This is a genomic window from Acinetobacter sp. FY683, from assembly GCF_059515885.1.
Genome location: NZ_JCAKNA010000035.1, coordinates 1 through 21,633, shown reverse-complemented (window position 1 = coordinate 21,633; position 21,633 = coordinate 1). Strand labels below are relative to the sequence as shown.

Sequence of the window (21,633 nt, the reverse complement as noted above, 5' to 3'; positions counted from 1 at the left end):
AAATATGATGTAAAAAAAGCGCACTATTATGGTGCGAAAACCCATTGATTTAAAATGTCTTCCTTTTCTAAATCAATGGATTATTTTGAATATTAAATATAAATAAATTTAGAAATTTTTTGTGCATGTAAGACAACATCTTGAGCAACGTTGGATCTAAATTCATCTTCTGTATATGTGCTCATAGGGCAGCTGACAGACAACACTGCAACCATATCTTTATTGGACTGATTAAAAATAGGCGCTGCACATGCTGCCATATCTGTATTGAAATGTCCCCAACTCACCATAAATGGTTCCGCACGAACTTGATCTAAACGTGCTAATAGTTCAGTTAAACTTTTAGGTGTACGTTCAGAAAATACGACCCAATTTTCAAATTGACTATAACGTTTTTTCACTTCAGAAATTGGTAGTCGAGATAGCATAAGCTGACCAATAACGGTTGCATGTGCGGGCCAGCGTGTACCAATTTGTAGTGTGCTGGTGAATGCACTATTTGATTGTATATTATTGATAAAAACTACATTTGTATCTTCTAGAATAGATAAATGCACTGCAATTTTAACGCGATCACGAAGTTCACGCATAAGAGGCGAGGCAAGTTCATTAATCGATAATTTTGACAAACTATTAAACCCCAAAGACATGATATTACTGTCTAAGGCATAGGTTTTTTGTGAAAGTTTTCTTAAATATCCGCAAGATTCTAAGGTGTAAATTAAACGAAAAGCACTTGAGCGGTTTACATCTAATTTTTCAGCAATTTCAGAAATTGTCATTTCCTGATTGTGCTCATTAAATAGCGCAAGAATTGCTAATCCACGCATTAAACCAGGAACGATATATCGGTCTTCATTTTTGTTTGTGTCTTGATCCGCTACAGTTTCTGTTTCAGTAGTATTCATTAAATAGTTTGCCTTTACCTGTCTATTCACACCGAAAATGGAATTTATGCACCATATTTTATCGTTGAAAACGAAAGTGCACAATGTTTGTATATAAAACAATTTAACGTATATAAAACGTAACAATATATAAAATAAATATAAGTGTTTGAAAATGCAATTTATATATTAATTGACATTTATTTTGATTAAAGACTATTCTGATTGTATGTTTTAAATATTAAATAAAGTTTTGTTGGTAAAACATGGAGGTGGTCTCATGAATTGGATATCTGTTTGTAAAGTGGACGAGGTTGCAGAGGAAGAACCAAAAGCAATTGAGATCAATGAAAAAAAGATTGGTATTTTTTTCATTGAAGAAAAGTATTTCGCAATTGAAAACGTTTGCCCTCATGCATTCGCATTACTAACAGAAGGATTCATTGAAGATTCCACCGTTGAATGCCCATTGCACGAAGCCATTTTTGACATTCCGACTGGACGTTTGGAAAGTGGTCCTGGCTGTCGTGATCTGTGTACATATCCCGTAAGAGTTGAAAACGAAGAAATTCAAGTTCAGCTTTAAGAATTAATTATTAGGGAAGAAATCAAATGAAACAATACAACGAAAAGCTAGCTAGATGGATTAATGCAACACCTTCAAGCGATGCAGGTATCAATAACATTCAAATTCCAGGTCAGGTTGAACATTTAGTTTGGCAAAACCGTTACAAAGTGCCAAGCCCGTATGAGCAAGATTTTGTTCAGCATTTAATTTCTGCATTCACCAATGGTGTAACTGAATTAGGTGACTTAGTGAATGCATTAAATGATCAAGGATTTAGAGATGAATCTGGCGATCTATGGTCGGTTGAAAGCTTTTCAACTGAGATGCAACGTTTAGGTTATTAACAGATAAGGACATCATGATGACTATTGCAGAGATGAATGTTGAACAATATTTAGATCTTGGTTTACGTGACCAATGGTATCCAGTATTGGCAAGTTGGGAAGTAGGTTCAAATCCAGTTGGTATTACACGTTTAGGCGAAAATATTGTTGTATGGCGCGATGATAAAGGTCAAGTTCATGCATTGGAAGATCGCTGTCCACACCGTGGTGCACGTCTTTCTTTAGGTTGGAATCTTGGTAATCGTATTGCTTGTTGGTACCACGGTGTTGAAGTTCGCCATGATGGTGTTGTTGAAGATGTACCAGCTGTTCATGATTGCCCATTAAAAGGCAGTGACTGTGTAAAAACTTATCAAGTCCAAGAGTTACATGGTGCAATCTTTATTTGGTTTGGTATTGATGCGAATGAAGCACCAGCTGAACTTGTTTTACCAGATCAGCTTGCAAGCGAAGAATGGAGTTCATTCCTTTGCATGGCAGATTGGAAGGTAAACCATCAATATGCAGTCGATAACGTAATGGATCCAATGCATGGTACTTACTTGCATTGCACATCGCACTCAATGGCAGATGGTGAAAAAACAGCAGAAATGAAACATCGTCCAACGAAAGATGGTTTTGTTTTTGAAAAAGAAGGTCAAACAGGTGTGAACTTTGACTGGGTTGAATACGGTCAAACTGGGGCTGCTTGGTTACGTTTATCTATTCCTTATCGCAAGTCATTTGGTCCAGGTGGTGAATTCTGGATTGTTGGTTTTGCAACGCCAATTGATGAAAACAATACACGCGTATTCTTCTGGCGTTGTCGAAAAGTTTCAGGCTGGCAACGTAATGTATGGCGCTTCTTATACCGCAATCATTTAGAACAATTGCATTGGGATGTATTGGAGCAAGATCGTATTATTTTAGAAAACCTCGCACCAAATGCACGTAAACACGAGTTCTTATATCAGCACGATGTTGGTTTATCTCGCTTACGTCGCTTAATGAAAAAAGAAGCAGAAAAACAACTTAAAAAGTTTGCTGCACTTCAGTCATCTCAAGTTGAAAACCGTATTGAAATGAAGGAAGCGTCTAATGGCTAATCTGCCAATTTTAGCGGGCAAACGCATTCTTGTAACAGGTGCTGCACGTGGCTTAGGGCGTGATTTCGCCCAAGCTGCTGCTGAAGCAGGTGCATCGGTTGTGATGGCAGATATTTTGGCTGATTTAGTTCAACAAGAAGCATCTGCATTATCTGCCCAGGGTTTCGATGTTTCAGCGGTTGAAATTGACTTAAGTCAAAAGGCCTCAATTCAACAAGCGGTTGCTCAAGCAGTTGAAAAATTAAATGGTTTAGATGGTTTGATTAATTGTGCCGCACTTGCAACAGGTGTAGGTGGCGTAACCCTTATGGAATATGACGAAGATCTTTGGGATCGAGTGATGACTGTAAATGTGAAGGGCACTTGGTTAGTAACGCAAGCATGTGTTCCTCATTTAAAAGCTTCGGGTGCAGGAAAAATTGTCAATATTGCATCAGATACAGCTTTGTGGGGTGCACCACGTTTAATGGCGTATATCGCAAGCAAGGGTGCAATTATTTCAATGACACGTTCTATGGCACGTGAATTGGGTGAAGACAATATTTGTGTTAACACGATTAGCCCTGGTTTAACGCTTGTAGAAGCAACGGAATATGTACCTCAAGCTCGTCATGATTTGTATGTCAATGGAAGAGCAATACAACGTCAACAACATCCTCAGGATTTAAACGGCACAGCGATTTATCTACTTTCAGATATGTCTTCTTTTGTGACGGGACAAAATATTCCTGTGAATGGCGGCTTTGTATTTAATTAAGGAGCAACACATGATTACAGGTATTGAAGTTCTAAAATTTGGTGTTGAAGACCGAGTAGAAGCAAACACATTTTTAGCTGATTTTGGTCTAAAAGCATCTACTTCAGATGTTGAGGGTGCAGATTTATATCAAACGCAAAATGGCTGCAAAATTTACTTATTTGATATAGCTGATGAGCGTTTACCTGAAGCAATTGAAGCGGGTTCTACATTGCGTGAAGTGACTTGGGGTGTTGAAAGCGATCAAGACCTTGAGGCTTTAAAAGCAAAACTTTCTGCTGAACCGAAATTCAATGCAACTGAAAGTAAGGTTGAATGTCTTGATCCAAATGGCATGACCATTGTTTTTGAAAAAACAATTACTAAAGACGTTGCACAAGCACGTACAGAAGGTATTAACCAATTTGGTAATGTTCAACGCGTAAATGCGGCAAGCCCTGTTTATGAAAAAGCTGAGCCTGTAGATATTGGTCACGTTGTATTTTTCACACCAGATTTAAAAACAACCCAAGCTTTTTATATCGAAAAATTAGGTTTTCATTTATCTGATGCCTATACAAATAGAGGTGCTTTCCTACGCTGTCGTGGTGAAGGCTTTCACCATGATTTGTTCCTACTTTCGATTCCAAATAAACCTGCTGGTTTGAATCATGTTGCCTTTGTTGTTCGTGATATTCATGAAGTGATTGGTGGTGGTTTAAGTATGAACCGTCAGCAATGGTCAACATTTATTGGTCCGGGTCGTCATCCTATTTCATCTGCGTATTTCTGGTATGTAAATTCACCATTAGGCGGCGCTTTTGAATATTACACAAATGATGATTATTTGACCGAAGAATGGCAGCCACGTGAAGAAGAACATCGTCTAGAACTCTTTACAGAATGGGCGATTGAGGGTGGTTTAGATCATGAAACACGTCGCCAAGTAAAGCCAGCGTAATCGGAAAATAGATAGGGAGATCAACATGAATAAAATTGTAATTGTAGGTGCAGGGCAAGCCGCAGGATGGGCCGTTCATACACTTCGCAATCAGGGATATAACGGTGAAATTCATGTTGTGTCTAATGAGGACAGTGTTTTTTACGAGCGTCCTCCTTTGTCTAAGCAGGTGCTTTCGAAAGAAGCAACTGTGGAAAGCTTAAATCTATTTTCACCAGACCAAGTTGATGAGTTTTCAGTGATTTGGCATAAACCAGATTTGGCTGTAAAAATTGATAAACAAGATAAATGTGTACATTTGCAAAGTGGTAAAGCACTTGCCTATGACAAGTTACTCATTGCAACAGGAAGTCGTGCGCGTATTCCAGTTGCAGATTGGGCAAGCTTTAAAAATGTATACACCTTACGAGATATTCAAGACTGCCATACCTTGGCAGAACAATTCAAAACTGCTGAAAATGTTGCTGTGATTGGTGGTGGTTGGATCGGATTGGAAATTGCTGCAACAGCACGTAAGCAAGGTAAAAATGTTGAGATTTTTGAATATGGTTCTCGTCTTTGTGCCAGAAGTGTAAGCCCAGAAATTTCAGATTTTTTAAAAGCTTTACATGAAGAAGCAGGGACAAAAATCCATTTAAATGCAACAGAGTTGAGTCTGAATGAAGTTGACCAAAACCAAGTAGAAATTCATGCAGGACCTTTGGGTCATGCAACTTTTGATTGTGTAGTGGTTGGCGCAGGTGCTGAAATTTCTAAAGAGTTAGCCGTAGAAGCTGAACTTGATGTGAAAGACGGCATCGTTGTAAATGAGTTTGGTCAGTCTTCCAATGTAGATATTTATGCTGCTGGAGATGTGGCGATTCATCCTGCTTTAGGTTATTGCATTCAGTCTTGGGCTAACGCACAAAACCAAGCAATCTCCGCGGCAAAATCTATGTTAGGTGAACTGACCTCTTACCAAGATGTTCCGTGGTTATGGTCAGATCAATATCAATGCAATATTCAAATTTTGGGGACGTATCAACCTGAAAAAACTTCACAGGTGGTCATACGTAAAACAAATTCTACTCAACAAAGCTTTTTCTATCTCGATGATCAAAATCGACTCATCAATATGATTGCCGTGAATGAAGCAAAACTAGTAAAGCTCGCAAAAAGATGGCTAGCAAACGCTACTGTGCTCGATCCACAACAACTACAAGATCTAGATTTTAATTTGATGAAATTGAAATAAGCGGCGTATGAGAACTCACTGAGCACGTACTCGAAGGAATGTATAATGGAAAGTGAAGAAAAAACAGGCATAAAACATTGGACACCAGCAATCATTTTAATGATCTGCGTTGTTCTCGCTTTTTTTGACAAAATCAGTATTGCGGTTTTGTTCTCAGATCAAACTTTTCTTGATGTGATGGGGATTGGTCACGATAAAGCTAAACTTGGATGGCTCATGACGAGCTTCTTATTAGCTTATGGTTTCTCATCTATGTTTTTAAGTTTTTTAGGCGATATTTTCTGTCCTAAAAAAATGTTGATGTGGAGCGTAGCATCATGGGGTGTACTCATGTTGATTATGGGCTTCACAACAGATTTCACAACACTTGTTGTACTACGTGTATTACTTGGTTTAGCTGAAGGTCCTTTATTTGCTTTGGCATATACCATCGTGAAGCAGACGTATACAGATCGTCAGCAAGCACGTGCTTCAACAATGTTCCTTCTTGGTACACCAATTGGTGCCTTCTTAGGTTTCCCAATTACTGCTTACGTACTGGCACATTATGAATGGCATACAACTTTCTTTGTTATGGCTGCACTTACGCTAGTCGTGATGGTACTAGTTTACTTCGGTCTTCGTAACTTACAAATCAAACGTACTGTTGATTTAGAGGGCGTGAAGAAACGTGTGAATTTTCAAGAGCATTTACAAAATACGAAAAAATTATTCACCAATAGCGCATTTTGGTTGATCTGTATTTTTAATATTGCACTGATGACATACCTATGGGGTCTTAACAGTTGGGTACCTTCGTATTTAATCCAAGACAAGGGCTTCAATCTTAAAGAGTTCGGTATTTATTCAAGCTTCCCATTTATTGCCATGCTGATTGGTGAAATTGTAGGTGCGGTGTTCTCGGACAAAATAGGTAAACGTGCAATTCAAGTGAGTGGCGGTTTATTTGTTGCAGGTATTTTCATGTACCTCATGGTAATCGCGACCAACCCAATCGTCGTTATTTTAGCAATGTCTTTAAGCGCAATGGCTTGGGGTTTTGGGGTAGCAGCAGTATTTGCACTTTTAGCTCGAGTAACGACGGCAGATGTTGGTGCAACAGCAGGCGGTATTTTTAACGGTTTAGGTAACTTTGCGAGTGCAGTAGCACCAGTCATTATTGGTGCGATTGTGATGCAAACAGGTAGCTTTAACTTAGGTATTACGTTCCTTGCTGTTGTGGCAGTTGTGGGGTCGTTCTTCCTAGCACCATTGTTGAAACGTTACTAAAACAAAAAGTTGCCTTGTCACCTCGGTGATAGGAAAACAAGAAATTTAATAAACGGACTGAATCATTTATTGAGTCATCAAGATTCAGTCCAAAACTTAAAGGAGTGAGTTTCATGTCAACTCAACAATTTGAATCATGGAAACAGCCTGAAGATAAATCTTTAGAAGAATGGATTGGTGGTCGTATTGCTCGTTTTGAAACACGTAAATATGACTTTGATGCTTTGAAATTCCAAGCGGATTACGATCCGAAATATCGCCGTGCACAAATGCGTTATATGGGCACAGGTGCAACAGGTGTATCTAGCGACAACAACACTGTACCTGCTGAAAACTTCACATTCTCAACAATGGTTTTACCAGCGAAATGTGAAGGTCCATTACATATTCATCATGACGTGGAAGAAGTATTTTTCATGCTTCGTGGTGAGATTGATCTTTTTATTGAGCATGAAGGTGAGAAATTCTCTACACGTTTAAAAGAGCGTGATTTGATTTCAATTCCACCGGGTATTTACCGTGGTTTATTTAACCCAGGTACTGAAGATGCCTTGATGTGTGTGATGTTAGGTACGGGTAAACCAACAATCCCGAACTATCCACCTGAGCACCCATTATCACAAATTAAGCGTTAATTCAGTAAGGATGAAAGTGATGAATCTAGTTGAGCAAAGTACACAGTTTGAATTGAAAACAGTCCAATTTGACGGTGTAACTCAGTCTTATCGAGAAGCAGGACAGGGGCAAACGCTCGTACTTTTACATGGTATTAGTTCTGGTTCTGCATCTTGGGTTAAGCAATTGCAAGACCTTGCTCAGCACTTTCATTTGATTGCTTGGGATGCACCAGGTTATGGAAAGTCTGATGTTTTAGCAACATCAGAACCCAATGCGACCGATTATGCAAAGCGTCTAAAAGGTATGTTAGATGCTTTGGATTTGAAAGATGTAATTTTGGTAGGACATTCTCTTGGTGCATTACAGGCAGCTGCATTCAATGCTTTATATCCTGAAACTGTAAATGCTTTGGTATTAGCAAATATAGCGCAAGGCTATAAAGGTTTTGATGCACAAAAGCAAAAAGATGTATTTGAAAAAAGACCAAAAATGCTGAAAGAGCTTGGTGCTGTAGGAATGGCACAATCTCGTGGTCCATATTTAGTTGCACATATAACAGTAGCTGTATTGGCACTTATAGAAGACGTCATGCAAAAAATTAGTTTAGATGGATTTACGAACGCATCTTATTTATTAGCTTATGACTCGATTCAAACGTATTTGCAAGAACAGCAAGCAAATACACACGTTGTGATGGGAATGTTAGATGGCATTACACCCGCAAAAGATATTCAAGCACTGGCAAAAGCATACAAATTAAACCAGTGCTACCAAATTGCAGATGCAGGTCATTTGAGTTATCTCGACCAAGCAGAAGAATTTAATCAAATTTTATTGTCGCTTTAATAAAGCACTTATGTGAGATATGGATATGAGCTTCCAATTGAATGGAAAAAATGCAGTAGTTACCGGTGGCTCGTCGGGCATTGGGCTGGCAACTGTTGAATTGCTTGTTGCCGAAGGAGCCAATGTCGCGTGGTGTGGTCGTAATGAACAACGCCTAGCAGAATCAAAAGAAATTATTTTATCGCGTTATCCTAATGCAAACGTGTTTACAGCAACGTGTAATGTTCTAGATAAAGCAGATGTAGAAAAGTTTGCACAGCAAGTTCAAAGTAAATTTGGTGGTGTTGATCTACTTATTAACAATGCTGGTCAAGGTCGTGTTTCAAACTTCGATAATACGCAAGATGAAGATTGGTTAAATGAAATTGAATTGAAATACTTTAGTGTTTTACATCCAATTAAGGCATTTTTGCCTGCACTAAAGAATTCAAATAGCGGTTCTATTACTAATGTGAATTCACTACTTGCTTTGCAACCTGAACCTCACATGATTGCAACATCTTCTGCACGCGCAGCTTTATTGAACTTAACACATTCAATGGCACATGAATTTTCTCAATACAACATTCGTGTGAACTCAATTTTATTAGGCATGGTTGAATCAGCTCAGTGGAAACGCCGCTTTGCAGAGCGTTCTGATCAAGGTCAGTCTTGGGAAGAGTGGATTGGCAATATTGCAAAAAATCGGGGTATTCCAATGGCACGCTTAGGTAAGCCAGAAGAGCCAGCACGTGCATTAGTATTCCTTGCTTCACCATTGGCTTCATACACAACAGGTTCAACTATTGATGTGTCTGGCGGCTTTAATAAGCATTTATAAGGTGAATTCATGAAACAGTTAATGATGATTGGATTTGGTGCAATGGCAAATGAAGTATGTCGCCACTTACCCAAAGATCTTGAATTGAAATGGGTTGTTGTACCTGAGCGCAGTGTTGAAGCTGTAAAGCAAAAAGTTGCAGCAAATGTACACGTCATTTCGAAAGTCGATGACTGTTTAGGTGAGCCTGATTATGTCATTGAGGTGGCGGGTCAAGCTGCTGTGAAAGAACATGCTGAACATGTTTTAGCACGTGGTTGGAGCATTGGCTTAATTTCAGTGGGCACGTTAGCTGACACGGCATTTTTCGAAAAACTACAGAAAATAGCAGAAAACTCAGGTGCACATCTTCACTTATTGGCAGGTGCAATTGCTGGTATTGATGGTATTGCAGCAGCTAAAGAAGGTGGCTTAGAAAAAGTCACGTATAAAGGCTGTAAAAGCCCAAACAGCTGGCGTGGAAGCTATGCGGAAAAACTCATTGATTTAGACAGTGTGAAAGAAGCGACTGTGTTCTACAAAGGAACTGCACGTGAAGCTGCTCTTAACTTTCCAGCAAATGCCAATGTTGCTGCAACCATCGCTTTAGCTGGTGTAGGCATGGATGATACTCAAGTTGAATTAACTGTAGATCCAAATATTAGTCAAAACAAACACACCATAGTGGCAGAAGGTCGCTTTGGGAAAATGAGTATTGAAATGATTGGAGTGCCTTTAGAGAGTAATCCAAAAACTTCAACCTTGGCAGCACTAAGTGTGATTCGTGCATGTCGTAATAGCGTAGACGCAATTCAGATTTAAAAGGGATAGGTAAGTGCCATGGTAAAAGAAATATATATTGCAGGTGAATGGCGTCTAGGTCGTGGAAATGTCATTCAAAGCCTATTTCCAGCAGATAACTCAGTGAATGCCGAAATTTCTACTGCAACATTAGAAGATGTTGAAGAAGCAATTGTCAAAGCAGATCAGGCATGGCGTAAACCTGAGTGGCGTAACTCGCTCCCACATGAGCGCGCAAAAATTTTGTATCGTGTGGCAGATATTATTGAATCTCGTGTAGATGAACTTTCAAAATTACAAACACGTGATAATGGCAAACCTTTATCTGAAACACGCGCACTAGTAATGAGTGCTGCAGCTACTGCACGTTTTAATGCAGCAGCTTGTGAAACATTCAATGAAGAATTAACGACACAACGTGCACCTGATTTCGTGACCATGAGTGTACATGAGCCAGTAGGTGTAATTGCAGCTATTACACCTTGGAATTCGCCTATTGCGAGTGAGGTTCAGAAGCTTGCACCTGCAATTGCAGCAGGTAATGCAGTTATTTTAAAACCTGCTGAAGCAACATCACTTATTGCCTTAGAGCTTGCAAAAATCTTTGAAGAAGCGGGCTTACCAAAAGGCATTTTAAGTGTACTTGTTGGTCGTGGATCAGTCATTGGTGATGCAATTGCACAACACCCACTTGTACGCAAAATTTCATTTACAGGTGGTACAACCACAGGTCGTCATTTAGCACATATTGCAGCAGAAAAGCTGATTACAACATCGTTAGAGTTAGGTGGTAAATCTCCAACAATTGTATTCCCAGATGCAGATATTGAAATTGCAGCAAAAGGCATTGCTTACGGAATTTTCAGTTCAGCAGGTCAGGCTTGTATCGCAGGTTCACGTTTATTTATTCATAAGTCTATTTATGACGAATTTTTAAAACGCCTTGTAGAAATTACAGAAGGCTTACGAGTAGGTCATCCTGAAACGCCAAATGTTCACATGGGCTCACTTATTAACGAAAAGCACTTGGAATCTGTTCATCGTTATGTAGAGCTTGCGAAATCTGAGGGTGGAACAGTTGTAACAGGTGGTGAAGCAATTACAGACGGTGAATTTGCAAAAGGTAGCTTCTACAAACCAACCATTATTACAGGCTTAAACAATAGTGCTCAAACATGCCAAGAAGAAATTTTTGGACCTGTTCTTGTAGTGATGTCTTATGACAATGAGCAAAATTTAATTGAACAAGCAAATGATAGCTGCTTTGGTTTAGCAGCAGGTATTTGGACAGAAAACTATCGTAAAGCATGGAAAATAGCCCGTACTTTGGAAGTTGGTACTGTATGGATTAACACCTATAAAAAATTCTCGATTAGCGCGCCATTTGGTGGCTTTAAAGACAGTGGTATTGGTCGTGAAAAAGGTCGTTTAGGTATCCTGTCTTATATGCAACAAAAAAGTATTTATTTAGGTTTAAACGAACAAGCAAATCCTTGGGCAGATTAATACGTGCCCACAAAGCAACAGATTTAAGAAATTAGAATTAAGGAAATATCAAAATGACTGAAAGAGTAAATGTAGGCGAAGCAATCGCACGTGTTTTAGAAGCGCATCAAGTAGATAGCATGTATGGGGTAATTTCTATTCATAACTTACCTATTGCAGATGCAGTAGGTCGTCGTGAAAAGATGCATTTTGTTGCAGCACGTGGTGAAGCAGGTTGTGTCACTATGGCAGATTCACATTCACGTTTCACAGGTTTGGGTGTTGCTCTTACAAGTACAGGTGCCGGTGCAGGTAATGCAGTGGGTTCACTTATTGAAGCTATGAATGCTGGCAGCCCTGTATTGCATTTAACAGGTCAGGTTGAGCGTGAATATTTAGATCGTGATGCAAGCTTCATTCATGAAACGAAAGATCAGCTCACATTCTTAAAAGCATCAAGCAAAGCTGCATTTCGCATTACAAGTCCAGACAACGCCGTAGGTGTAATTCGTGAAGCAATTCGAGTTGCAACAACAGTTCCAATGGGACCTGTAAGTGTTGAAATTCCAATTGATGTACAAGCTGCCGAAATTGATTTACCTGCAAATTTAGGTCCTGTTAAAGCATTACAAATTCCTTTCGCTGAAGATGTTGAAGTAAGTGTAATAGCCGATGCTATTAAGGCTGCAAAACGCCCAGTATTTTGGATTGGTGGTGGTACTTTAAATGCAGTTGAAGAAGTAAAAGCAATTGCAGATTTAGGTATTCCAGTGGTGTCATCTACACATGCACGTGGTGTTTTGGCAGATAGCCATCCACGTACATTGGGTGCATTCCATAACTCAGCAGCAGTAGAACAACTGATTAAAGATGCAGACTTACTTGTTGTAGTGGGTTCACGCTTACGTAGTAACGAAACCAAGACGTATTCAGTTGTATTCCCAGAAAACATTATTCAGGTAGATGCAAACCCTGTTGCACAACAACGTAACTACAAAATTGGTCAATTTATTTGTGCTGATGCAAAAAACACACTTGCACGTGTTGTAGATGCACTATCAGGTGTTTCAAAAGTAGATTCATCTTACGATGCTGAAATTAAAGCGGCACGTGAAAGTGCAATTGATGCTTTACGTACACAAATGGATCAATATGCTCTCATTTGTGATCACTTGCGTACAGCACTGCCAGAAGACGGCATTTTTGTCCGTGACATCACGATGTCAGGTAGCACATGGGGTAGCCGTTTATTCCCTGTGCAAACACCAAATAAAAATATTCACTCACTTGCAGGCGCGATTGGTTTAGGTCTTGCACATGCAATTGGTGCATCTATTGCGAATCCAACGAAAAAAGTCGTGGGTTTAGTGGGTGATGGCGGTTTAATGCTTGGTATTGGCGAAATTGCAACAATGGCGCAAGAAAATACTGACATGGTACTGATGGTTATGAATGATGGTGGTTATGGGGTAATGCGTGGCATTCAAAACAACTACTTCGGTGGCCGTCAATATTTCAATGAACTTCATACACCCGATTATAAATTGTTAGGTGAGTCGATGGGCGTGAAAAGTTGGAAAGTCGGCAGTGCTGAAGAATTCAAAACAGCAATTCAAGAAGCCATTGATTTGAATGGTCCAGCAGTGATTGAGCTAGATATGAACTCGATTGGTCCACTTAAATTTGCGGGTCCACCACAAAAAAAATTGTACTAATTTATTTTTAAATTCCCTAAAAATCTGAATATTCATCTCGATGGGTATTCAGTTTCCAAATGTTGAGATTGTTTGCTTCACAAGAAGTGAAACAGAAATATTTGGTACTTTAAATTGTATTTAAAGATATTAAAAAATAGCAAAGATTGACCAAGAAAAACGAACTTCATGCGAAAAATTTAAAACATCTTTGTGGAAAATGCTGAGGTCTAAAAGCAAACATTTGCTTCAAACTTAAGATGTAAAAGGAATTCTTCAGAAAGTTTTGTCAGAACATGGACGGCTGACTGAAAAAATCTTCAATATGCTTTATCCAGAGGAAGCAGATTGAAGAATAAACGCCACTAGCTAAGGATTTAGCTAATTTTTTTTAAATAAAATCTAATGTAAACATTGTTTTATATATAAAACTCTTGTGTTTTGCATGAAGGGGTTAACATGAAAAAAGCATTATTAGGTACTTCAATTTTACTCATGATGGCATCGAGTAGCTCGTTATTACACGCTAAAGATGATTTATTAGAATGGAAAAGTGAAGATGGAGCAAACTCATTTAAAGTGGGTGGTCTTATACGTTTTAACCATCGTTATGAACAGTGGGAAGAAAGTAAAAACCGTGGTGCTGGAAAGCTAGATTTTGATATTTTCCGTTTAGACTTGAAAGGAAAGTATGGTGATTTTTATTTAAATGCTAGCCCTATCATTCAAGACCAAGAAATGACATCTGTTGAAAAAGCATATGTGGGTTACAACATTGATAAAAACCAAAGCATAGAAGCAGGTTTAGTTTATAAACCATTTGCACTTTATCCATACCCGCAAAATGGCTGGACATATCATTTACCATTTTTCTTGGGTTACGGTAATAATATTGCGCCGGGTCTGAACTGGAATTTTAATAATGCAGATTGGGATATTAAGCTAGGCTACTATCCACGAATGTTAGCTGCGAACTTACGTTATTCACCAGAATCTGGTACTTATGATGATTTTGATGAAAACCATTTACCATTTCAATCTAAATACCAAAATGAAAAACATAACCAATTTAATGCTCGCGTAGCACATAAGTTTACAACTAAAAACTTTGGTAAACATGAAATTGGTGTGTCTGGTGCTGTATCTGAGTTATACAATACAACCACGAAAGACAATGGTAATTACCATGCTTTAGGTTTACATACCAATAGTGAATATCAACGTTGGAATTTGCAGTCTTCTGTCATTCATTATGAATATGATGCAAAAAATCCTACGGGTGTTGATAACCGTATGACGCTTATGGGTGCAAATGGCTTAACACCTTCTTATTTCATTGCTTCTGAGGGTACAGTAGGTAGTGTAAACCTTGCCTATACTTTACCTATTAAAGATATGGGAATGTTAAAAGCGATTCGTTTCTATAACGATTATAGCTATTTCCACAAATCTGAAAGTGATTGGAATGCTTCACAAATGAATACAACAGGTGCAATGTTTATTGCAAAACCGTTTATGGTATGGGCAGATTATACATGGGGTAAAAATGCCAATATTTTAGGTGGTGCACAAAATGGTACAGGTTTAACAACGGGTGCAGGCTCTAAATATTCAGATCAATGGTTATATCGTGTGAACTTGAATATAGGATTCACATTCTAAAAGCAAGCTAGAAATTAGCTCTCATTTGAGGGCTTTTTTTTGTTGAAAAGTTGATCATTTTTTTATATAAGTAATAAAGATTCAAATAATTAAATCCAAAGAGAACAACAATGAAAGGCATTATTTTAGATTATTCAGTTCAGGGGAATAAGGGAATTATTAGTGGCGATGACCAAAGTCGCTATTCCTTTTCTGGAAGCTCTTGGAATGAGCAAATTGCACCTATTAAAGGACAGCAAGTTGATTTTCAAGTTTCAGGACAAAACGAAGCTATAGAAATTTTCCTGATTGGTGGGCAGCGTAATACATTCACTCAAGTTGGGGAAAAGAGTAAAATTATTGCTGCTGTATTGGCATTTTTCTTAGGTGGTTTTGGTATTCATAAGTTCTATTTGGGACAAATAGGTTGGGGGATTGTTTACCTGCTTTTCTGTTGGACGTTTATTCCTGCAATTGTTGCATTTATTGAGTTCATTATTTACTTATGTACGAGCGATGAAGATTTTGCACGTAAATATGGTTGATTTGATAAGTATAAAAATCCCGTCATTAAGACGGGATTTCTTGCGTTAAATGACATATAAGGTGAGATTTATTATTTTAATTAAATCAAATGCTCAGTATTTTTTTGTGACTTTGAATCTCAGTTGATTTGGTCATAATGAGTGCGATTTTCTTCAAAATTTTGACTCAAAAGTTAAGATTTTTCGCTTCTCCCTTTTAAATTTATTCTTAATTGTTCTACATCTTCTTTTTTGAATAGTCTAATAGAATAGATGTGGTGCCCAAAAATGTGGGATTTAATTAAGCCTTGCTTAACTAGGTTTGTGATATGAGTTCTGTGCATCCTTAAATATGCATTAGCTTGTGAAGCAGTAAAAAAAGATTTATGAATATCTTGCACATATTGGAACTTTTTAAGCTCTATTAATTTCCAGTAGCCTATTTTTATAATTGAAAGATATCCAGTCATTACCCAGTTTTTGTCTAACTCTCTTAACGTCAAGCTTAGGGCCTTAAGAGCGTCTTCTAAACTGATATAAGAGGGATCATTTTTTCGTTGCAACAGACGATTTAGGCTCTTTCTATAAATACGATATGGCTTTTTATCGAATTCAGCCTTTAGTAGACCTGTTCTAATTAAATGAGCAGTTTGAAGTTCAGATAAGTTTAATGCTGTAGCAGCAGAAGATAGGTCAATAGTATTTTTATTTTCAACAATCACACCTTTTTTTCTTCTTCCTGCACGACTTGGAAACTGATTTATATTCATCAGTATCTCTTTGGTGATGTGTTGAACATCCTTTCGATAGTAAAAGGGCGTTGATGGTTCACTTAAAGGTGCTGAATGGATATTTAGAAAAGAGAGTTTATCTCTTATAGTCATTACAGGAACACTCAATTGATTGGCAAGCGTTGACGGAAAAATATAAGTATCATTGAAGTCTAAAATGAATTGTTTACTGACACATGTTTTTGAATGATTAATTAAAAATTTTCTTGTACGAGGGATATTAGGATTTCGAACAAAGGCTCTCGTGAGATCGCCAGATATTCCAAAAAGATTACTTATTTCATGGATACTAAAATAATTTTTGGACTCATCTGTAGTGATAGGAGATCGGAGTGAATTGTATCTATCTGTCGTATGGTAGTCATGGTTAATTAACCAATTTTCAATAATTTTACTTGAAAAGGTATTTTTTTTACATTGATACAATTGATCATGAGATAGAGAGCCTGTTTCTAACTTCTTTTTTAATGTTCTAAAACAAGTATCTAATACCAATAACGTATCATTTTTATTGAGTGTGGAATCAATGTGTTTAGTTGCATATTGCGAATATCCTTTGTATTTAGAAATAATAGGATTGATGATACTTTCAGAAAAGTATTTTTTCTTTTTCAAAAAGGGTAAGAGCTGAATTTTTGGATGAGAAAAAACTAAATTTTTTTCAATTTCGGCCATAAATATTTCTAAAAAATAATCTTGGTCCTCAATGTAGGCATAACATAAACTTAAAATATCTATTTGTTCTTTCTCAATATCTAAGCTACTAAAGTAATCATTTAATGCGCTCCATATATCAAAAAAAATTCTACTGAAATTATCTTTGTTTAAATTTAATTTAGTCAAAAACCAATTGTTCAAAGCTATTTCTTCTTCGGTTGATACAGACTGATGTGATGCTCTTAAGTCAAAAGAACATTTTTGGCAAATAAATAATGAATTCCGACTCGCATCTAAATAAGTATTACAAACTGGGCAATTATTAATTAAATCAATTTGATGTTCTAAGCATGTAGTTATTGGAACTAGTGACCAATTTTTTTTCCAGTAACCATAGCTATCTAGGCAACTTGGGCAAAACTTATTTAAGTTAATATTGACTAGGGGAGCGTGGAGCTTATGGGTTGTAGTCCAATAATAGTATTGTGAGGTCGGTGGGACTGTGCCAATAACTAGATTTGATGCATTTGGAGTAAGATTTAAATTTTCAATAATTACATTACATTTTTCGATATCAGATGCAATGGCATTATATGAAGATGTGTATATAGGTATTTTAAAACGATTTAACATTTGTTTAGGAGTTTGATAGCCGTTGGCATAAGAAGCTCGTAAAAATAAACTCAAAATGTTTTCATCGGCATGGGGAATAGGATTATGTGTAAGTTTCATATGTAGTAATGCTTTTATATAATTAGATAGAATGAAATAGAAAAATATCTTTTGATGTCATGGGTTTGTATATAAGACCTTTATTAGCATACGCTTCATAAAAATCAGTAATAACAACAGTAGAACGGTTGCTATTCATTGCATTTAAGCAACTATGATAAATAAGCTGCATAACATAGGCTTGATAACCGCTAGTAGCTAAAAAGATACATTTAGCTAAATTAGGGCTATAAATTTCTGGTTCAAACGTTAACTTTAATTTTTTTGATAGAAAGTTTGAGACTTGTTTTAAGAAAGGTGTGAGCGTTGATTTCTCAATACTTTCATTTAAGATTAGAGGATTAAGTTTAAGTACATGAGAAAAGCGTCTGGCTAATTGCGTATCAAAAAATAGATTATTTTGGATACTTGGTAAACCAACTAAGCAAATCGAAATTTTTGTTTCATCAGCTAGAGTTTTTATCCAATTAGCAACACTCTCAGAGGTTTTGTTTTTTTGTGCGTTAGAAGTGTAAATATGATGGAACTCATCAAGCATAATAAGTTTTGTTTCACATTCCTTTAATAAGATGCGTAGCCGATAATTAATTTGTTCGCTTGTACCTTTTTGATCAAGGCAGCCTAACTCTTCTAGCATTCTTATCGCCAAACTTTTAATGGTGATTGGGGATGGGACGGGAAAATAAAATGCTGGAACGATTAGCTTTTCAAAATTATTATCAATATGTTTATATGGCTTATATTTGCTTTTAATGAGCCTACATATTGTAGATTTACCAACACCACCCTCGCCTAGTAGTAATGAACCAATAGGCTGTTTGTTCATGTAGCTTATCTGTATGCATTCTTCAATAGAGGTTAATGCATTTGCAAAATTAGAGTGATGACAAACAAAGTTTCTTAAGGGGGATAGTTTCTCAATATTTAAATTAGTCATCGAAATTCACCTCTTCATAAAAAAAATTAGCTAAGAGAGCAGGTGAAAAGCTAGAAGTCATATCTGTTTCAAAGGAATCATTAATCATGTTGTTGATTTCTTCTTTTTGATCACTTTCAACTGTTAGATTTAACTTATCTTCAGCGTGTTTTATTAATTGAGGTAAATCATTTTTTATTTGCCTAAAACGTTTATTTCTCTTATTTAGAGTTTCGATTGTATGTAAAAAATTGATACGAGCTAAGAATAAAAGCTCTTCATTTTTAATTTCATCTGGATCAACTTTATATTTCTCACGCAATATAGTTTTAGCTTCTATCCATTCAGCAAGACTTAAATTTTGTGTTGCTTCAGGGAAAATGGAGTCGGCTTGAATGAGATTGTTTGAATCATATGGGTCTTGTATATAGATAGAGCTAAGATCTAGTGTATTCACATAAATCGTCACCTTTTCTTTAAAATGATTATGAAGTGTTGAAAGTGCATGAGATTTATAGCGAAGACCTTTTAGATTAATCTGGCCTTTATGTATTTTATATTGAAAGACGCTTCTACATTTTTTCTCAATTTCTATTTTAGGAATGATGAAATTGGGGAAGATTTTTGAAGCCTCATTCCACATTTTTTCAGGCCTTTGGTTGGTACCAGAATGAATGCTTTTATGATAAATATTTTCAATCCACTCATTTAATAGATCTCGTAAATTCTCTATCGTATAGCAGGCATTTTTGACAGAATCATAATCTCCTCGTTCTTTTGGGGATGAATAAGTTGTTCCTTTTAGTTTGTGAATAAAATTTTGATTTAGGGTTTTAAAAAAGCCTTCAATATGTGGTTTATTGTTAGGCTCATATGGCTGAGATTCTGATTTTGTAATATTAAAATTGTTACAAAAGTTAGCTAGAGCATTATTATTAAATTCACAACCATTATCAGGAATGATGATAGTTGGAATACCTCCCATCAGGCCTCTATGGGGTCTTAATAACATGTCTTTCAGAGTGAGTAAAGTTTTTGTGGCAGATGGAGGTAACATGCATAGTTGCCAGCCTATGATTGCCCGAGTGTATATATCTATTGCAGCAGATAAATAAGGTCTGCCAAGTGTGTTTCCATGTTTATCTATCAGAATGCAATCAATCATATGAGTATCGATTTCAATGATTGTGAGCAAATTCGGGGAATTTATACTTTGACCAGAAGCATGAAAGTTCTTCTTTGCTTCTCTTGATCCTTTTTTATATTTTGTCACTAAATATGGATCGAGTCTGTTGAAGCGTCGATATATGGTTCGTAGAGAAGGAATTTTTGCATTGCAGTTGAGAGCAATAATTTTCTCCTTAATCATTAGGTATGCATCTGAAGGATTAAAACTTTCTTTTTTGATAATGATTTGAAAAATTACATCAGTAATAATTTGCTCAATTTCTAATGAAAATCGTAAGCTTTTATTACCATTGGATGTGTGGTTGAATTTACTATAAGTATTTGATCCTTCTTTAAATTTTTTAATATATCTTGCTAATGTACTTGCTGAAATTTTTTTCAAACTAGGATTTCTTTCGACAATGATTTCAATTGCTAATTTAAGTTGTTTTGTAGAGCATGGGATTTTGTTTTGAAAAATATATTCTAAATATTTATTAATTTCGTGTATCTCTAGAATTTGATTTTTATTTTTATCAGGCAGATAAATAGATGTTAATTCCATATCGCCATTGATAATCTTATTAATCAAATCAGACTTATTGATGAAATACATTTTTCCGCTAATGAAGTTGGAATATCTAATTTCTTCACTATCTGTGTAGCATATTTCATATATTTCACTGAGGTATTTTATTCGATCACCAATATTTATTTTAAAATTATTTTTCATAATTATACTCCTAGAGCATTTTTATAAAAAACAAGATGGTCAGCTATTATTGGATCTATATTTTCTGCTTTCATTAATTTGTATAGGGTAAATATATCTTCAATTTTTTTATTTTTAATTACTTCTTCTGCTTTTTTTAACTCAAATTGATTGATCGCTTTAGAATTAGCTCGCTGGTAACTAGCGTTAAGAAGATAGATAGTGTTTTTTGAGAATAAAGTTTTTTGATCGAAAATTTTATAATCAATATTGTAGTGGCTTAAAATCTCTTTGGCTAAATCTAATCGAGCAAGCGTTTTTTTCGGTATAGTTTCAATACAAGGTTTTATTTCATGAACTTCAAAACCACTGATTGTTCTAATTAAGAAGTCTGGAATTATAAACTTCTTCTCATCTAAGAATATTGTGATTGCTTGTGTTCGGTACTGTAATACATCTTCGTCACGCTCTAGATATATGGCATGAGCCAACTCTAAATTACTTTCAAGGCAGACGAGTTCATTGTTTTTCACACTTGGAAATAGGGAAATACGGCTACCAGGTCGTGAATTTATACGACGTTCACCTATAAACTTTGATGAAACATGCTTTTCTTTTGTAAAAACATCGTTAAATTTTTCTAGTAACCCATGGTTTAGTTTTTGTAGCTTTTCTTCAGTATAATTTAATTGCATAGTTTTTTCACATTTTTGAGATGAGTTAAACCATTGAGCAAACTAGACAGTATTGCTCAATGCTTGACGAAACAATGCAATCAGGAGATACTAAAAATCTCACAGTTAGTGATCTCTTGATTGCAAACGGGTAAAGCGGATTCATTGAATCCGCTTTATTTTTTTAAGTCATTCTTTTTTCTCCTCATGTATTAAACCAAGTGCGATAGCAATTTTTTTGCTTTCACCACGTTTAGGTAATCTATTAGTATTTAAAATTCTATAAACGAGTTCTCGTGAGAAGTTATTTTGAATACACCACTCTGAAATAGTTGTATTCGAAGCTTCAAAATCGTCTCTCACTTCTTGTATTGTTTTCATCGTAGTAATAAAAGTAATAATTTCAATCTATATAAAATATCTTTTTGGGTTAAATTTCAAGTTTTTTTATTTTTTTCTTAAATTTTTTTTATTTTAATTTAGAGGTATTTT

Annotated in this window: 21 protein-coding genes; 15 read left to right on the top strand and 6 right to left on the bottom strand. The window is 36.3% G+C overall.

Annotated elements, in window-relative coordinates:
• Window positions 1–92: 92 nt before the first annotated feature.
• Window positions 93–908: an IclR family transcriptional regulator gene (locus AC5YDH_RS13410; RefSeq protein WP_496120231.1), complete on the bottom strand. Its 816-nt coding sequence runs from the start codon at window positions 906–908 to the stop codon at window positions 93–95.
• A 259-nt stretch (window positions 909–1,167) separates the two neighbouring features.
• Between AC5YDH_RS13410 and AC5YDH_RS13405 the strand changes: the two genes are divergently transcribed.
• The 15 genes from AC5YDH_RS13405 (at window position 1,168) to AC5YDH_RS13335 (ending at window position 15,513) form a co-directional block, all read left to right on the top strand.
• Window positions 1,168–1,473 carry a non-heme iron oxygenase ferredoxin subunit gene (locus AC5YDH_RS13405; RefSeq protein WP_496120230.1) on the top strand — a complete coding sequence of 102 codons (306 nt, stop codon included), beginning with the start codon at window positions 1,168–1,170 and terminating at the stop codon, window positions 1,471–1,473.
• Window positions 1,474–1,499: 26 nt separating this feature from the next.
• On the top strand, window positions 1,500–1,799 hold the full coding sequence (locus tag AC5YDH_RS13400) for a recombinase-like helix-turn-helix domain-containing protein (protein ID WP_496120229.1): 300 nt from the start codon (window positions 1,500–1,502) through the stop codon (window positions 1,797–1,799).
• A gap of 14 nt (window positions 1,800–1,813) precedes the next feature.
• Window positions 1,814–2,884: a Rieske 2Fe-2S domain-containing protein gene (locus AC5YDH_RS13395; RefSeq protein WP_496120228.1), complete on the top strand. Its 1,071-nt coding sequence runs from the start codon at window positions 1,814–1,816 to the stop codon at window positions 2,882–2,884.
• Window positions 2,877–3,641, top strand: coding sequence for an SDR family oxidoreductase (locus AC5YDH_RS13390; RefSeq protein WP_496120226.1), 765 nt, complete (start codon window positions 2,877–2,879; stop codon window positions 3,639–3,641). The genes AC5YDH_RS13395 and AC5YDH_RS13390 overlap by 8 nt, the downstream gene beginning before the upstream one ends.
• A 10-nt stretch (window positions 3,642–3,651) precedes the next feature.
• Window positions 3,652–4,581, top strand: a complete 930-nt coding sequence (locus AC5YDH_RS13385) for a VOC family protein (RefSeq protein ID WP_496120224.1) — start codon at window positions 3,652–3,654, stop codon at window positions 4,579–4,581.
• Window positions 4,582–4,606: 25 nt separating this feature from the next.
• On the top strand, window positions 4,607–5,815 hold the full coding sequence (locus tag AC5YDH_RS13380; RefSeq protein WP_496120222.1) for an NAD(P)/FAD-dependent oxidoreductase: 1,209 nt from the start codon (window positions 4,607–4,609) through the stop codon (window positions 5,813–5,815).
• Window positions 5,816–5,860: 45 nt separating this feature from the next.
• Entirely contained in the window at window positions 5,861–7,084 is a 1,224-nt protein-coding gene (locus tag AC5YDH_RS13375) for an MFS transporter (protein ID WP_496120220.1), read from the top strand.
• Window positions 7,085–7,197: 113 nt separating this feature from the next.
• The gene (locus tag AC5YDH_RS13370) at window positions 7,198–7,719 is read left to right on the top strand and encodes a cupin domain-containing protein (protein WP_496120218.1); all 522 of its coding nucleotides are present in this window, start codon (window positions 7,198–7,200) and stop codon (window positions 7,717–7,719) included.
• A 16-nt stretch (window positions 7,720–7,735) separates the two neighbouring features.
• Entirely contained in the window at window positions 7,736–8,548 is an 813-nt protein-coding gene (locus tag AC5YDH_RS13365) for an alpha/beta fold hydrolase (protein ID WP_496120216.1), read from the top strand.
• A 25-nt stretch (window positions 8,549–8,573) separates the two neighbouring features.
• Window positions 8,574–9,368: an SDR family oxidoreductase gene (locus AC5YDH_RS13360; RefSeq protein ID WP_496120214.1), complete on the top strand. Its 795-nt coding sequence runs from the start codon at window positions 8,574–8,576 to the stop codon at window positions 9,366–9,368.
• 9 nt (window positions 9,369–9,377) lie between these two features.
• Entirely contained in the window at window positions 9,378–10,169 is a 792-nt protein-coding gene (locus AC5YDH_RS13355; RefSeq protein ID WP_496120212.1) for an aspartate dehydrogenase, read from the top strand.
• Between the two features lie 18 nt (window positions 10,170–10,187).
• Window positions 10,188–11,654: an aldehyde dehydrogenase gene (locus AC5YDH_RS13350; RefSeq protein WP_496120211.1), complete on the top strand. Its 1,467-nt coding sequence runs from the start codon at window positions 10,188–10,190 to the stop codon at window positions 11,652–11,654.
• Window positions 11,655–11,707: 53 nt separating this feature from the next.
• A complete protein-coding gene (locus AC5YDH_RS13345) occupies window positions 11,708–13,348 on the top strand; it encodes a thiamine pyrophosphate-binding protein (protein WP_496120209.1) in 1,641 nt (546 codons plus the stop codon).
• A 438-nt stretch (window positions 13,349–13,786) separates the two neighbouring features.
• On the top strand, window positions 13,787–14,989 hold the full coding sequence (locus AC5YDH_RS13340; RefSeq protein WP_496120207.1) for a hypothetical protein: 1,203 nt from the start codon (window positions 13,787–13,789) through the stop codon (window positions 14,987–14,989).
• 110 nt (window positions 14,990–15,099) lie between these two features.
• The gene (locus tag AC5YDH_RS13335; RefSeq protein ID WP_496120205.1) at window positions 15,100–15,513 is read left to right on the top strand and encodes a TM2 domain-containing protein; all 414 of its coding nucleotides are present in this window, start codon (window positions 15,100–15,102) and stop codon (window positions 15,511–15,513) included.
• A gap of 173 nt (window positions 15,514–15,686) precedes the next feature.
• On the opposite strand, the gene AC5YDH_RS13330 is transcribed toward AC5YDH_RS13335, so the two are convergent.
• The 5 genes from AC5YDH_RS13330 to AC5YDH_RS13310 form a co-directional block, all read right to left on the bottom strand.
• Complete coding sequence (locus AC5YDH_RS13330; protein WP_496120203.1) at window positions 15,687–17,672, bottom strand: TniQ family protein; 1,986 nt, start codon at window positions 17,670–17,672, stop codon at window positions 15,687–15,689.
• Between the two features lie 22 nt (window positions 17,673–17,694).
• Window positions 17,695–18,609: a TniB family NTP-binding protein gene (locus AC5YDH_RS13325; RefSeq protein ID WP_496120201.1), complete on the bottom strand. Its 915-nt coding sequence runs from the start codon at window positions 18,607–18,609 to the stop codon at window positions 17,695–17,697.
• Window positions 18,602–20,488, bottom strand: a complete 1,887-nt coding sequence (locus AC5YDH_RS13320) for a TnsB C-terminal domain-containing protein (RefSeq protein ID WP_496120199.1) — start codon at window positions 20,486–20,488, stop codon at window positions 18,602–18,604. The genes AC5YDH_RS13325 and AC5YDH_RS13320 overlap by 8 nt, the downstream gene beginning before the upstream one ends.
• 2 nt (window positions 20,489–20,490) lie before the next feature.
• Entirely contained in the window at window positions 20,491–21,162 is a 672-nt protein-coding gene (locus AC5YDH_RS13315) for a TnsA endonuclease N-terminal domain-containing protein (RefSeq protein ID WP_496120197.1), read from the bottom strand.
• A gap of 168 nt (window positions 21,163–21,330) precedes the next feature.
• Entirely contained in the window at window positions 21,331–21,522 is a 192-nt protein-coding gene (locus AC5YDH_RS13310) for a helix-turn-helix domain-containing protein (RefSeq protein ID WP_496120195.1), read from the bottom strand.
• Window positions 21,523–21,633 lie beyond the last annotated feature (111 nt).

Coding starts and splice junctions, on each gene's coding strand:
- AC5YDH_RS13410 (WP_496120231.1), bottom strand. CDS start 908: ATGAATACTACTGAAACAGAAACTGTAGCGGATCAAGACACAAACAAA.
- AC5YDH_RS13405 (WP_496120230.1), top strand. CDS start 1,168: ATGAATTGGATATCTGTTTGTAAAGTGGACGAGGTTGCAGAGGAAGAA.
- AC5YDH_RS13400 (WP_496120229.1), top strand. CDS start 1,500: ATGAAACAATACAACGAAAAGCTAGCTAGATGGATTAATGCAACACCT.
- AC5YDH_RS13395 (WP_496120228.1), top strand. CDS start 1,814: ATGATGACTATTGCAGAGATGAATGTTGAACAATATTTAGATCTTGGT.
- AC5YDH_RS13390 (WP_496120226.1), top strand. CDS start 2,877: ATGGCTAATCTGCCAATTTTAGCGGGCAAACGCATTCTTGTAACAGGT.
- AC5YDH_RS13385 (WP_496120224.1), top strand. CDS start 3,652: ATGATTACAGGTATTGAAGTTCTAAAATTTGGTGTTGAAGACCGAGTA.
- AC5YDH_RS13380 (WP_496120222.1), top strand. CDS start 4,607: ATGAATAAAATTGTAATTGTAGGTGCAGGGCAAGCCGCAGGATGGGCC.
- AC5YDH_RS13375 (WP_496120220.1), top strand. CDS start 5,861: ATGGAAAGTGAAGAAAAAACAGGCATAAAACATTGGACACCAGCAATC.
- AC5YDH_RS13370 (WP_496120218.1), top strand. CDS start 7,198: ATGTCAACTCAACAATTTGAATCATGGAAACAGCCTGAAGATAAATCT.
- AC5YDH_RS13360 (WP_496120214.1), top strand. CDS start 8,574: ATGAGCTTCCAATTGAATGGAAAAAATGCAGTAGTTACCGGTGGCTCG.
- AC5YDH_RS13355 (WP_496120212.1), top strand. CDS start 9,378: ATGAAACAGTTAATGATGATTGGATTTGGTGCAATGGCAAATGAAGTA.
- AC5YDH_RS13350 (WP_496120211.1), top strand. CDS start 10,188: ATGGTAAAAGAAATATATATTGCAGGTGAATGGCGTCTAGGTCGTGGA.
- AC5YDH_RS13345 (WP_496120209.1), top strand. CDS start 11,708: ATGACTGAAAGAGTAAATGTAGGCGAAGCAATCGCACGTGTTTTAGAA.
- AC5YDH_RS13340 (WP_496120207.1), top strand. CDS start 13,787: ATGAAAAAAGCATTATTAGGTACTTCAATTTTACTCATGATGGCATCG.
- AC5YDH_RS13335 (WP_496120205.1), top strand. CDS start 15,100: ATGAAAGGCATTATTTTAGATTATTCAGTTCAGGGGAATAAGGGAATT.
- AC5YDH_RS13330 (WP_496120203.1), bottom strand. CDS start 17,672: ATGAAACTTACACATAATCCTATTCCCCATGCCGATGAAAACATTTTG.
- AC5YDH_RS13325 (WP_496120201.1), bottom strand. CDS start 18,609: ATGACTAATTTAAATATTGAGAAACTATCCCCCTTAAGAAACTTTGTT.
- AC5YDH_RS13320 (WP_496120199.1), bottom strand. CDS start 20,488: ATGAAAAATAATTTTAAAATAAATATTGGTGATCGAATAAAATACCTC.
- AC5YDH_RS13315 (WP_496120197.1), bottom strand. CDS start 21,162: ATGCAATTAAATTATACTGAAGAAAAGCTACAAAAACTAAACCATGGG.
- AC5YDH_RS13310 (WP_496120195.1), bottom strand. CDS start 21,522: ATGAAAACAATACAAGAAGTGAGAGACGATTTTGAAGCTTCGAATACA.